We start from the raw sequence: 14,024 nt of genomic DNA on the forward strand, positions 1-14,024 counted from the left end.
TTATTCAAAAAATGGTTGACCAATATCATAACTATCATTAAGTACCATGATGCCTTTTTCTGCTGGTGCATTTGGTAAATCTAGTTCTTTCATTGAACAAATCATACCACTTGATGCTACACCACGTAATTCTGCATCTTTGATAACCATACCACTTGGCATTACTGCTCCTACTTTAGCTACTACTACTTTCTGTCCAGCTTCTACGTTAGGTGCACCACAAACAATTTGTAATGTATCGTTACCAACATTAACATTTAAGACGCTCAATTTATCTGCGTCTGGATGTTTATCTTTTGTTTCGACATATCCAACAACAAATTTGGGAGATAAATCAGCATCTAAAGTATAGTCAAAACCAGCTTGAGTAATACTTTGTTGTAATGCATCAAGTAAGCTTTCATCTAATTTAATATGTCCATTACCATTGATTGTTGTTACTGTTGAAATATCAAATATATTGTAACCAACGACTTTATTGTCATTTGTAATTTCCACAACGTTTCCTTTTTTGTTATATGCTAATTCTCCGTCTACTGGTTCAATTTGTAAAAATGCAACATCTCCTACAAATTGTGGATTATAAAATAAATTCATAATGTATGTACTCCTTATTTAATCTTGTTTGTTATTATTATTAAATTTTTGTCTATTGGCTTCTAATCTTTGTATAACGTTAGGATCTCTTTTTTGTTTGTTATTCTTACCAAGTATAAATATGGGTTCAAGATGGCCTTGTTGATAGCCAAATGATAACGATGTTATTGGTACTAAGCCTTTAGTGAAAAATTCCATAGTTAAATGTGCCATAACATCATAACCTGTTTTATTGCGTATATCTGCCACAATTAAGACATCTTGGTGAGGTACAGCAACAAGCATTTCACCTTGACACTGTTCTTCAAAATCATTTAAAAATGTTGTGTTTAAAATTCTACTAGCATCGTAACCGTCATTCGAATTGATGAAGTAAAAAAGGTTTCCTTTAACTTCATCAGTTGAATAGTTATTTGGTAATTTTCTAACATTAAATAACGAAATTTCTTTAACTTGTTGAGCAGATAGATTTAATTCTTTTAACATACTTTCATCTATTAAACGATAGGATTTACCTAAATCCACAGCGTAATAGATGTTAGTTTCTGCCGTATGTTCATCATAAACGAATTGATGTCCTTCTTTCGTTTGTTTATCAAAACTTGTCGCTCTGATAACTGGCATGATTTTTGAAGAATCAATTCCTGATAATTGTTGATCTTGCATTTGTGCAATGGCTTCTTCAACATAATAGACAATTTCATCTACAATTTTTTCTTTTTGAACTTCATATTTTGCCACAATAGCATTTAATTTGACTGTAATTCCTTTATTATTGTCAACTCTATAAATACGTAAAGTTTCTTCTTCACGATTAAATTTAAATTCAACATCTAAGTGCTTTAAACGTTGTTTGATTTTATCTCTCATTTGAAAGGTATTCATGTATAACACTCCTAATTTCGCACCTTTTAATAGTTTACAATAAAATAAGTCACAGTAACAGAGAAAAACGAGATTGCTCTCGTTTCTTAACTGTATAATTTATACATATTGCGCTAAAAAATTATCAATTTGTTCTATAGATTTTCGTTCTTTACCAATGTAACTGCCAACTAATTGTCCATTTTTAAATACTAAAAAACTTGGGATACCCATAATTCCATTATCTATACATATATCCATGAATTGATCTCTATCGACAGAAACAAAATCAAACATAGGATATTTTTGTTCTAATTTAGGTAAATCTGGTTCTATTACTTTACAATCAGGACACCACCCTGCTGTAAACTCAAATACTGTCGCACCTTGCTTTAATTCTTCAAATTGTTTTGCAGATTCTAATTGTTTCATAGTTAAATTACTCCTTTAATAAATATTATTATTGTTATTACTTACTTATATTGCAATGTATAAATTTGGTCATCATCTAAATTTAAAAGCGCTTGTTGCAATAATTCACGTGCTGAATAGTAATCTCTGATATCGAAAACTGCATCTGTACTATGGATATATCTCGCACATACACCAATAACAGCAGTTGGTATACCAATATTTGCTTTATGAATTTCTCCACCATCAGTACCACCTGGAGAAATATAATATTGATATTTAATATGATGATGATCGGCCAACTGTAGTAAATAGTCTCTAAATGTTGGTTTCAAAATCATAGTGCCATCTTTTATGCGAATTAATGTGCCTTGACCTAATTGCCCAGATAATGATTGTGTTGATTTAACATCATTTGCTGGTGAACAATCTACAACAAATGCAATATCAGGATCTATTAATTCAGCCGATGCTTTTGCACCTCTTAAGCCAACTTCTTCTTGAACATTTGCTCCCACATATAAATCAAAATCTAATTCTTTATCATGTAATAATTCTAGTATTTCAATAGCAATGACACAACCGTAACGATTATCCCAAGCTTTGGCACTGTAACGATTTTCAGACAGTTGTGTCAATGATGTGTTAGGTACTATCGTATCTCCAATTTCTATTCCTCTACGTCTTATATCTTCTTCGGATTCTGCACCTATATCTAACGTTAAATCATGTATTTGGGGTGCGCCTTCTTGACCTGTTCTAAAATGTTTAGGAATGTTAGAAACAACGCCTATAATTTGTTCTCCGTGACGATTCTTAACCGTTAATCGTTGTCCTTGCCAAATATCATTAGCAACGCCGCCTAAATTAGTAAATTGCAACATACCATTGTCAGTGATATTTGTAACCATAAATCCTATTTCGTCCATATGTGCAGCAATCATCACACGTTTAGCATTGGGTTTCTTAGATTTCTTCACTCCAAAAAATCCACCCATACGATTTTCCACAAACTCATCTATATAAGGTTCCATTTGTTGTTTCATATATTCTTTCACATCATTTTCAAAGGCTGGAGCCCCATGCATTTCTGTTAATGATTTTATTCTGTTCAATGTTGTTTTTTTATCTATGTTCATAAAACTCACTCCTTAAAAGTTATTATATCATCTTCAATATGGTAAACTAAAAATATGAATTTTTAATTAAGGGAGCATAAGTGATGACAAAAGCAAAATACATAATTCCAACAATAATTACGCTGTTAGTCATAATTATTTCAACTGTCTCAATTATACAATTAATCAACCGTAAACGTTATAATCCCGTTAAAGTACTAAACGAAGTAAAATCTTATTTTATGAATGTAACTGGATCTTATATTGTTTATGAACCATTCGTTCATCCAGAAACTGATAAATATCGTTTAGTGTATCAAGGTGGTATTACAACTATCAAAAATGGCAATCCTATTCATTATGACTTTTATGCAGATGCCTATACTGGAGAAGTTATCAATATTGTTGAATGTTAATATTTAGTGTTCAAGTGTTTAAAGCGTTAAGTTCAACCAAGGGGAAGCATAATATTTAAAAGTTTATTGTCAAACCGTTACACAAACGATGACATAAGTTCACAATGGTGAAGATAGCTATATAAGATAGTGCTTAATAAGCATACAGTAATACGTTTATCTTTATGTTCGCTTATGTTTGAAAGTGTAAAATAACTTTCCAAATCTAGTACTTAGTTCATAAAGAATGACAAAACATATCTTCTTATAATTACTCAAATTAAAACCGAAGTTTTCACGATCATGTGAAAGCTTCGGTTTTTTAATTTTAATATTTTAAAATAACTTGTACGGCAAATACGTTTTAAGTTTCTCTTGTTATAAATGATTCGATTGTTTTACCGTCTTGATCGTATTTTACAGCGAAATATTGTTCATCATGATAAAACAAGAACCAATACTGTTGATATATAAAGTATGGTAGTAATCTTTCTTTTTCACGAATTGATTGCATTGGATAATCATCATATGACGTCACCCACAATGGATTAAGATGAGCATGCGTTGGGAAAATGTCACCCATATGTACTGCTTTTTCTCCCTTACTTTCAATCAAAATAATACTATGACCAAAACTATGACCACCAGTATGTTGTAATTTAATACCTGGTATAGGTTCAAATGTTTTATCGTATAAGATTAAATTATCATCATAGTCACCAATATTTTTAGGCCAATACGTCGATTTGCTTCGTATATTAGGTGCTAAAAATTCATGCCATTCGTCTTGTTGAATGACATGTTTTGCATTTTTAAATACAGCTTTACCTTCAGTATCAGTGAGACCTGTGGCATGATCAAAATGCATATGTGTCATCAAGACAAAATCAATATCACCCGTAGTTAAATGATATGACTCTAAATCTTTTTCTATTTCACTTTCATAATCAACACCAAAGTTTCTAAGTTCTTTATCTGTTAGTTTATGTTGTCCAATACCAGCATCAATAATAATATTATACTGTTCAGTCTGAATTAAAATTGGATGTGTAGGTAAATGGATTTGATTACGTTCATTTACTTGATACTTTTTAGACCATAATGGCTTAGGTACTGGGCCAAACATGGCTCCACCATCTATTTTAGTATTACCACCATTTAAATAATGAATTGTAAAATCCCCTATTTTCATCTTCGTCACCTAATTTCTATATTTTTCGGCATTCATAAAATCGAGAGATATTCTTACATACATAAATGTAACTTTACAATAAAAATACCAATTTCATTTTTTATCTATATTAAGCCTATTATAAATGAATGTTGTCATTAAAGTACAATTTTAGGAGTTATTAAAGCTACTTAGATTTTTAATCTTTAGTAGCTTTTATGCAATTGTTGCGCTAGCAATCAATTGTAATCCTTTATGTTAGATTTATAATCTTTACTAGCTCTTGCCCAGCTTGCACATTATTGTAAAAATTCTGTTGACAGAATTTTTCTTTGCTGGGTCCCTTGCCCAACCTGCATTGCTTGTAGAAACTGTTTCGCAGTTTCTCTATGTTGGGTCCCTATGCAATTGTTAGAGTTTCTGCTATTTTAATAGCTAGAAACTCTTATGCAGTTTATTTTGAATTAATAAACTGTAAACCTTTTACAAATCAATTGTAATCCTTTAAAACCAGGTGGATTTTTAATCTTTACTGGTTCTTGCCCAACCTGCATTGCTTGTAGAAACTGTTTCGCAGTTTCTCTATGTTGGATCCCTTGCCCAGCTTGCACATTATTGTAAAAATTCTGTTGGCAGAATTTTTCTTTGCTGGGGCCCTAATGCCCAACTTGCATTGCTTGTAGAAACTGTTCCACAGTTTCTCTGTGTTGGGTCCCTACCTCAAGATTCTCGGATTTAAAATAATTTTTATTTTAAATTACTCAATTTTTATGTATCAGTCCAAAAAATAGAGAACCTAAAAAAGCATCTCTATATCATCCAATAGAGACACTTTTTCAAATTATTATATTTTGTTCTAACTATCATTGATGATGGAATTTTGCTTCCATACGATAAATTCTAGATCCTTTTTGAGAAAACTTTTGCTCATACTCAGTCAAAATATTACTACCATCGTCTTCTTCATGAAGATTTAAATTTATTTTAGTAAAATACATACCAAATTGAGACATACTTTCTAAACTGTAAGCAAATAATCCTCTATTATCAGTTTTAAAATGTATTGCACCATCTTCTGCAAGTATTTGCTTATATAATGCTAAAAATGTTTCATAAGTTAACCGTCTTTTAGTATGTCGCTTTTTAGGCCAAGGATCTGAAAAATTTAAGTAAATACGAGAAACTTCTTCAGGTTTAAAGTATTCATTAAGTTCTATTGCATCATTACAAATCATTTTCAAATTTGTTAATTGCAATTCTTTCACTTTATCTAATACTTTATACATGACACTTTTTTCACGTTCAATAGAAACATAATTTATATGTGGATTTTGTAGGGCTAAAGTAGTTATAAATTGTCCCATGCCTGAACCAATTTCAATGTGAATGGGTTGAACTGTGTCAAACCAATCAGTTATTTTCCCTGCATGTTGACCATCTAAATCTACTAAATCAGGATGATCTTTTAAATAATCTTCGGCCCATGGTTTGTATCGAACTCGCATTCTTAATTCTCCTTAAATAAACATGTTACTTGTCATTACTTCATTTAAGAATTTCAGCCAAGTATTCATATCTTTATATCTCTTCTGCTCTTCATACCATTGAACAAGACCTATTGATTGAATAACCGTATACCATTTCATGCGTTTATTCAAATTCAAACTTTCTTCTACACCATAAGTTTTAAACCATGATGACCATTGCTGTTCGGGAACGTAGTTGTATAGCAGCATACCTATATCAATTGCTGGATCTGCAATCATTGCGCCTTCCCAATCCACTAAAAATAATTCATCTCTATCAGATAATAACCAATTATTATGATTAACATCACCATGAACTACAGTGAAAAATCGTGAATCTAGACTCGGCATATGGTCTTCTAAATATGTTAACGCTTTTCTAACAGTATGATGCGTTAGTACTTCTCTAGACAATGATGCATTGATTTTATTAAGCATAATTTCTGGTGTTATAGGTTCCATTTCCATACGTTTTAGCATATTCAATAATGGTCTAGAACTATGAATTTTCTTTAATAAATGTGCAACTCTAGCTTGTTTCATTTCATTTAAGTTTAATTCACGTCCATTTTTCCAATGTTGTGCTGTTACAACTTCACCTGTTTCAATACGTTTAGTCCAAACTAATTTTGGCACAATACCTTCAGCAGATAAAGCAGCAATAAATGGATTTGAATTACGTTTAAGAAATAACTTTTGACCATCTTGTTCAGCCATATATGCTTCACCAGATGCACCACCTGCAGAATCAAGTGTCCATCCTAATTGATAAAACTGCTCCAACTCGTTCACCTCACTTTCAATTAGAAAATGGCTCCAGAAATATGTTTTCAAGAGCCATATATTCTAATTTATAACGCAGTATAACTACTCGTTATACTAGTATTTAGATTTATTTTAGATAAATCTTAACGTTCTTTGTAAAATATGATTAATGGTTACCACATTTATAACTCATAGAAAATTTTATAATTTTTACGTTGATATTTCAACTGAAAATGATAAACAAAATGTCACTTTTTACTAATAACCATTTGTTAATAAACGTTTTTTAGATTCGATATAAATTATAACATAATTAACTTACGATAGTTGATAATTTTATGAATTTAAGTTGAAAATTTTAATGATTAGTAAATTAAATACTACGAGTTGCGATTGCTTTATCAAAACCTTGTTGTAATTTACGTGTGATAGGTCCAACTTGACCATCATTTACAACTTCTCCATCTAATTTAATGACTGGTGTCACTTCTGCAGAAGTACTAGATACAATAATTTCATCTGCATTTTTTAAGAAATCAACAGTAAAAGCCTCTTCTTTAAAAGGAATTTGGTAGTCATCAGCTATATCTTTAATTACTCTACGCGTAATACCATTAAGAATAAAATTGTTAACTGGATGTGTATAAATTACCCCATCTTTAATGGCATAAGCATTACTAGATGAGCCTTCAGTTACAGTTTCACCACGATGTTGAATTGCTTCAACAGCATTATATTTCACAGCATATTCTTTTGCTAAGACATTACCTAGTAAATTCAAACTTTTAATATCACAACGTAACCATCTAATGTCTTCTACAGTTACTGCATTAACTCCATTTTCTAAGTGATCAAATGGACGGTCATAGCTTTTAGTATAAGCAACAATAGCTGCATCAACTGCTGGTGTTGGGAAATTATGATTTCTTTCAGCTACACCTCGTGTTGCTTGGATGTAAATGGCACCATTATTAATGTTATTGATTTCGACTAACTTTCTTGATAATTCAATAAGTTGATCAATATCATAATTTAAATCCAAACCAATTTCTCCAGCACTACGCAAAAATCTTTCATAATGTTCTGTTACAGTGAATAATTTCCCATTGTAAACTCTAATATATTCATATATACCATCGCCAAAAACGTAACCTCTATCGTTGTATGATACTTTTGCATCATCTGCAGCTACAAATTCACCATTAAAAAATACTTTTTCCATATATCATTCCTCCACGCATAAAGCATATATAGCTTCTAAATAAATACTTGTTGCATTAAATAATTGTTTCTTAGTGATATATTCATTTTTCTGATGCATTAAGTCTTCAGAATCACTAAACATGGCACCAAAAGCTACACCTTTATCTAAATTTCTAGCGTATGTACCGCCACCTATAGTATATGGTTCAGTCATATCGTTTGTTTGATTTCTATATGCTTGCACTAATGTTTGAACAAATGGATCATTTTTATCAACATAATGAGGAACTTGAACTTTGCCAATTTCAATTTCAAAACCATCATTATCAATTTCTGATTTAAATCTTTCCATAGCTTTGTCAAAATCAAATCCTTCAGGATATCTTAAATTAACACCAAAACGTCCACCTTGTTCATTATCGTAATTGATAATACCAATGTTTGTTGTAACGTCACCCATGACATCAGTATGGAATTTCATACCCATCTTTTCTCCAAAATCAGAGTCATATAAATAACGGTTACTGAATGCGACAAATGATTGAGCATTATTATCTAAATTAAGTGAAGATAAGAATTTTAGTAAATGTAATCCAGCATTAACACCAATAGAAGGATCCATACCATGAACAGCTTTTCCTTCAACAGTTAATACTAAAATGCCGCTATCTACTAAACTTTCACCTTGTAGTTGATTTTGTTCTAAGAAATATTCAAAATCTTGAATAACATCAGTCATATTTTCTTTAACTAGTACTCTTGCTTCGGCATGGTCTGGAACCATATTGTATCTTTCTCCTGATGTAAATGATTGAAGTTCATAATCTGGTTCATCTTTATCATCAACTATTGATTGTTGAACTAAATCAAATGTTGTAATACCTTTTTCACCATGGATTACTGGAAACTCTGCATCAGGAGCAAAACCTAATGCTGGCATTTCTTCAGTTTGGAAATAACGTTCAGTACATTTCCAATCAGACTCTTCATCAGTACCAATAATAATATGTATACGTTTTTTCCAATCAACTTTCATATCTTCTAAAATTTTAACAGCATAATACGCAGCAATCGTTGGTCCTTTGTCATCTAACGTTCCTCTAGCAATAATAGCATTTTCAGTTTCAACCGGTTCAAATGGATGACTATCCCAACCTTCACCTGCTGGCACAACATCGACATGACAAAGAATACCTAATACATCTTCCCCTTTACCTGCCTCAATTCTTCCTGCAATATGGTCAACATCATAAGTTGCAAAACCATCTCTTTGTGCAATTTCATACATATAATCTAATGCTTCACGAGGTCCAGGTCCGACTGGTGTTTCTGTTGATGCTTTAGAGTCATCTCTCACACTTTCAATTGATAACAACCCTTTTAAGTCATTAATAATTTGGTCTTCATACTGTTGAACCTTTTCTTTCCACATTCGAAATCGACTTCCTTTATCTATAAGTTAAATACTATTTTACATGAATTAAGATAAAAACTACAATAAGATGTCAGAAAATAATAAAAATAAGTCGCATTTATTGCTAAGGTTTAGCAAACATAGTTAAGTATTAAAAATACATACTATTGGTTAAGTGACGTATAACGGTTCTCTATTTTCTACGATTAGTCAAGTACTTATAAATAAAATAAGCATTACTAAATTAAACCGTTCAATTTATTTTTTTTGAATAAGGTGTTAAACTATATTTGATTGTACGTTTGGCTAATGTGGGGACATTTGATAATCGTACAATTTCTGATTCATTACTAAATAATGAATCGTTTTTAACAATCGATTTATACAAGCAACGACGGCAGTCTTATGAGATTTCTCATTAGGCTGCTTTCTTAGCTTATAATAATAATCAATGACATGATTATCAAAATGATGTTGCCCCTTTAAAATATTCATAATCACCCAAAACAATAATCTTCTCGCTTTTTTATTACCACGTTTGTTGATTGTATCTCTACTAGATGTACTACCTGATTGATATCGTTTGATATCAATACCTACAAAAGCATTGATCTGTTTATGTAATCTGAATCGTGTAATATCACCAATTTCTCCAATAATCATCGCTGCACTTAACCTACCTATACCTGGTATCGAATGAATGTTTTTTAGGACTGATAAAAAAGTGAATCATTTAAAATATAAATTATTTTAAAGCCAAGACTCCTGAGGCTGGGAGCCAACACAGAGAATTTCACCAAGAAATTCTACGGACAATGCAGGGACCCGTCATAGAAAAATTTTAAAAGGATTACAGTTGCACTATAAGTACAACTGCATTGGGACCCAACACAGAGAAACTGTGAAACAGTTTCAACAAGCAATGCAGGTTGGGCAAGAACTAGTAAATATTGAAAAACTAACTGGTTTTAAAGGATTACAATTGATTGCTTGCGCAACAATTGCATAAAAGCTACTAAAGATTAAAAATCTAAGTAGCTTTAAATGTGCAAGACGAGCAAGGTTGGGCAAGAACTAGTAAAGTTTAAAAATCTAACATAAAGGATTACAATTGATTGCTTGCGCAACAATTGCATAAAAGCTACTAAAGATTAAAAATCTAAGTAGCTTTAAATGTGCAAGACGGGCAAGATTGGGCAAGGGACCCAACATAGAGAAACTGCGAAACAGTTTCTACAAGCAATGCAGGTTGGGCAAGGGACCCAGCACAGAAAAATTCTGTCAACAGAATTTTTACAATAATGTGCACGTTGGGCAAAAGCTACTAAAGATTTAAAAAAGAATCAAAATAAAAAAGCTAACAAGTAGTATCACTACTCGCTAGCTATAATCTTAAAATATTATTTGTTATTCGGTGTTGCATTTTTATTGTTTTTTAAATCTTCTTCAGTAACAACTCTTAAGTTGTTGCTCGCTGTAGCGCCACCTTCATCATCAAACTTACCTTCTTCAACTCGATCTGCTTCCGGGTTATCTAAATTAGTAAATTTTGATTTTTCTTCTTCTAAAAATGATTTCGGATCATTTTTTAATCGCTCTGCGTAATCTTTAGGATTATTTTTAACTTCTTTAAGTGTTTCATTAGCAATTGATCCTAATTGACTAGCTTTATCTTTAGCGTTATTTTTATATGATTCTGGATTTTGCTTATATTTATTATATTCAGCTTTTAGTTTTTCACGACTATCTTTACGTGATAATAATACTGCAACAGTTGCAGCTCCGATACCTAATACTGCTCTACATAAATTTCCTTTTGCCATAGTAAAATCTCCCTTTTTTATAAATTTAACTGCTTAAAATCTGTTTCAGTTAATAGACGATATTGCCCTAATTTCAAATTACTATCTAATTCTAAGTTAGCAATTTTGATTCTTCTAAGTTCTAATACCTCATTTTCTATACTATGAAACATCCTTTTAACTTGATGATATTTCCCTTCATATATAGTCACTTTAGAAGTAACATCATCAATAATCTCTAATATTGCTGGTTTAACTTGGCCATCAGATAATTCTATACCTTGTTCAAATTTAACAATATCACAAGACTTTATAGGTTTTTTGGAGATCACTTCATATGTCTTAGGTACGTGATTTTGTGGACTCATCAATTTATGATTAAATTCTCCATCATTCGTTATTAATAAAAGCCCTTCAGTATCTTTGTCTAATCTGCCTACTGGAAAAATATTAAGATGTTGATACTCTGGAACTAAGTCAATAACCGTTTTATGCTGTGAATCTTCAGTTGCTGAAACATAGTTTTTAGGTTTATTTAGCATAATATAAACATTAGCCACATATTCAACGATTTGGCCATTGACTATAACAGTATCTTGTTCTGGAATGATGTGCACTTTAGGTAATTTAATTACTTGATCGTTAACCGTTACGTTACCTTTTTTCAGTAATTGCTTAACTTCGTTCCTCGTTCCATAGCCCATATTCGCTAAAAATTTATCTATTCTCATCGTAAAAATTTAATCTTTCTTCTTAATTTTTCAGGAATTTCACCTAAAAACTCATCAGCAAAACGTGTTTTAATAGTGATTGTGCCATAAATTACAACACCAACAATCACACCAAGAATAATGATAATTAAATAATTCAATTTAGATGGTTGTAATAATATGTTTAAAATATAAAATACTGCTTCTACACCTATCATCATAATAAATGAATATAGGAAAATTTTAGCAAATTGTATCCAGCTTTCGGTAAATTTGAATTTCGCATATTTTTTAAGGATGATAAAATTACAACCAATTGCAAATATTAAAGCGATACTTGTGCTTAATACTGCACCCGGTGTGTGGAATAACATAATTAATGGATAGTTTAATGCTAATTTAATTACGACTGACGCTAAAATAACATAAACTGTTAATTTTTGTTTGTCTATACCTTGTAACATTGATGCTGTAACACTTAATAAAGAAATTAAAATTGCTACAGGCGCATAGAAGAATAATAAACGACTTCCATCATGGTTAGGGTCATGACCTAACACAATTGGATCATATCCATAGAAAACAGTAAATAATGGTTGTGCTAAAGCCATAATACCAATACTAGCTGGTACCGTAATAAACATTAAAACACCAATAGACGTTCTAATTTGTCTATGCATTTCATCTAAACGTCCTTCTTCATATGTCTTAGTAATAAATGGTATTAAGCTAACTGCAAAACCAGCACTTAATGATGTTGGAATCATAACAATTTTATTTGTTGACATATTTAGCATATTAAAGAAGATATCTTGTAATTGAGATGGTACACCTACTAACGATAATGCACCATTATGGGTAAATTGGTCTACTAAGTTAAATAATGGATAATTTAAACTTACAATAACAAATGGAATACTATAGGCAATAATCTCTTTATACATTTTGCCATAAGAAACATCTATATCAGTGACATCTGAATCAACCATTCTATCAATGTTATGCTCTCTCTTTCTCCAATAATGCCATAATGTAAAAATTCCCGCTATCGCACCGACTGCCGCAGCAAACGTTGCTATACCATTTGCAAGTAAAATAGAACCATCAAAAACATTTAATACTAAATAACTACCTATAAGTATAAATAGTACACGTGCGATTTGTTCTGTAACTTCAGAAACTGCTGTTGGTCCCATTGATTTATATCCTTGGAATATACCACGCCAAGTTGCTAAGACCGGTATAAATATTACAACCATACTGATAATACGAATAATCCAAGTAATATCTTGTACTGACCAACCATTTTTATCATGAACACTTCTTGATAAAGTTAATTCCGAAATAAATGGTGCTAAAAAGTACAATAATAAAAACCCAAGTACACCTGTAATACTCATCACAATAAAACTTGATTTATAAAATTTTTGACTGACTTTATAAGCTCCAATTGCGTTATATTTTGCAACATATTTAGAAGCAGCTAATGGAACTCCTGCTGTAGCTATAGCAATAGCAATATTATATGGCGCATAAGCGTATGTGAAAGGAGCCATATTTTCTTGTCCACCGATTAAATAGTTAAACGGTATAATAAATAGAACTCCTAAGACCTTAGTAATTAATATACTAATCGTAATTAAAAAGGTCCCACGTACCATTTCTTTACTTTCACTCATTACGTATCTCCCTATCTCATATTTATTCAAATTTTATGATAAAATATTTAAATCTTTGTTGTCAGTTATTTTATTATGGACATATCATAAAATTTTATATACTTACTCATTATTCAATGCTATATCATAACAATTTCTTTGCTATCTGTCATTGAATTATAAAGTCATTACTTTAATTTGAGTATACTTTTAATGCTATTATACTATTAAAGAATATAATTGTATGCTTTAATCTTATTACTTGAATGAAAAATATTGCGATTTAAAATATTCACTTAATATACTAAAGTACCATTATAGTAGTATTGTAATCCTTTGACATCATTTTAAACAACCAAAGTCTTAATAAATATTAGACAAACAATAAGT

General features: G+C 30.9%; 14 protein-coding genes and 1 pseudogene. 1 reads left to right on the forward strand and 14 read right to left on the reverse strand.

Going from position 1 to position 14,024, the window contains the following annotated elements; all coding sequences use genetic code 11:
- The 4 genes from ytpR to J3R86_RS07175 form a co-directional block, all read right to left on the reverse strand.
- Window positions 1-597, reverse strand: coding sequence for a YtpR family tRNA-binding protein (gene ytpR / locus J3R86_RS07160; protein ID WP_207516712.1), 597 nt, complete (start codon window positions 595-597; stop codon window positions 1-3).
- Between the two features lie 18 nt (window positions 598-615).
- On the reverse strand, window positions 616-1,482 hold the full coding sequence (locus J3R86_RS07165; protein ID WP_207516713.1) for a DUF1444 domain-containing protein: 867 nt from the start codon (window positions 1,480-1,482) through the stop codon (window positions 616-618).
- Window positions 1,483-1,581: 99 nt separating this feature from the next.
- A complete protein-coding gene (locus tag J3R86_RS07170; protein WP_207516714.1) occupies window positions 1,582-1,893 on the reverse strand; it encodes a thioredoxin family protein in 312 nt (103 codons plus the stop codon).
- Between the two features lie 41 nt (window positions 1,894-1,934).
- Window positions 1,935-3,011 (reverse strand): M42 family metallopeptidase, encoded by a 1,077-nt coding sequence (locus J3R86_RS07175; RefSeq protein ID WP_207516715.1) that lies wholly within the window; start codon window positions 3,009-3,011, stop codon window positions 1,935-1,937.
- Between the two features lie 83 nt (window positions 3,012-3,094).
- Between J3R86_RS07175 and J3R86_RS07180 the strand changes: the two genes are divergently transcribed.
- Window positions 3,095-3,406 (forward strand): PepSY domain-containing protein, encoded by a 312-nt coding sequence (locus J3R86_RS07180; RefSeq protein ID WP_207516716.1) that lies wholly within the window; start codon window positions 3,095-3,097, stop codon window positions 3,404-3,406.
- 343 nt (window positions 3,407-3,749) lie between these two features.
- Here the strand turns inward: J3R86_RS07180 and J3R86_RS07185 are convergent, their stop codons facing one another.
- The 10 genes and pseudogenes from J3R86_RS07185 to J3R86_RS07230 form a co-directional block, all read right to left on the reverse strand.
- Window positions 3,750-4,577, reverse strand: a complete 828-nt coding sequence (locus tag J3R86_RS07185) for a YtnP family quorum-quenching lactonase (RefSeq protein WP_207516717.1) — start codon at window positions 4,575-4,577, stop codon at window positions 3,750-3,752.
- 443 nt (window positions 4,578-5,020) lie between these two features.
- The gene (locus J3R86_RS07190) at window positions 5,021-5,167 is read right to left on the reverse strand and encodes a hypothetical protein (RefSeq protein WP_207516718.1); all 147 of its coding nucleotides are present in this window, start codon (window positions 5,165-5,167) and stop codon (window positions 5,021-5,023) included.
- Between the two features lie 252 nt (window positions 5,168-5,419).
- A complete protein-coding gene (gene trmB, locus J3R86_RS07195) occupies window positions 5,420-6,061 on the reverse strand; it encodes a tRNA (guanosine(46)-N7)-methyltransferase TrmB (protein ID WP_207516719.1) in 642 nt (213 codons plus the stop codon).
- A 12-nt stretch (window positions 6,062-6,073) separates the two neighbouring features.
- Window positions 6,074-6,865: a phosphotransferase family protein gene (locus J3R86_RS07200; protein WP_207516720.1), complete on the reverse strand. Its 792-nt coding sequence runs from the start codon at window positions 6,863-6,865 to the stop codon at window positions 6,074-6,076.
- 355 nt (window positions 6,866-7,220) lie between these two features.
- The gene (dat, locus tag J3R86_RS07205; RefSeq protein WP_207516721.1) at window positions 7,221-8,069 is read right to left on the reverse strand and encodes a D-amino-acid transaminase; all 849 of its coding nucleotides are present in this window, start codon (window positions 8,067-8,069) and stop codon (window positions 7,221-7,223) included.
- 3 nt (window positions 8,070-8,072) lie between these two features.
- Window positions 8,073-9,482, reverse strand: coding sequence for a dipeptidase PepV (gene pepV / locus J3R86_RS07210; protein WP_207516722.1), 1,410 nt, complete (start codon window positions 9,480-9,482; stop codon window positions 8,073-8,075).
- 288 nt (window positions 9,483-9,770) lie between these two features.
- Window positions 9,771-10,184: pseudogene (locus J3R86_RS07215) on the reverse strand (transposase); the annotation flags it as partial.
- Window positions 10,185-10,864: 680 nt separating this feature from the next.
- Window positions 10,865-11,287, reverse strand: coding sequence for a YtxH domain-containing protein (locus J3R86_RS07220; protein WP_207516723.1), 423 nt, complete (start codon window positions 11,285-11,287; stop codon window positions 10,865-10,867).
- A 17-nt stretch (window positions 11,288-11,304) separates the two neighbouring features.
- A complete protein-coding gene (locus J3R86_RS07225; protein WP_207516724.1) occupies window positions 11,305-11,997 on the reverse strand; it encodes a pseudouridine synthase in 693 nt (230 codons plus the stop codon).
- On the reverse strand, window positions 11,994-13,655 hold the full coding sequence (locus J3R86_RS07230) for a putative polysaccharide biosynthesis protein (RefSeq protein ID WP_207516725.1): 1,662 nt from the start codon (window positions 13,653-13,655) through the stop codon (window positions 11,994-11,996). The genes J3R86_RS07225 and J3R86_RS07230 overlap by 4 nt, the downstream gene beginning before the upstream one ends.
- Window positions 13,656-14,024: the final 369 nt, after the last annotated feature.

The organism is Staphylococcus simiae (assembly GCF_017357005.1).
Classification (GTDB): Bacteria; Bacillota; Bacilli; order Staphylococcales; family Staphylococcaceae; genus Staphylococcus; species Staphylococcus simiae_A.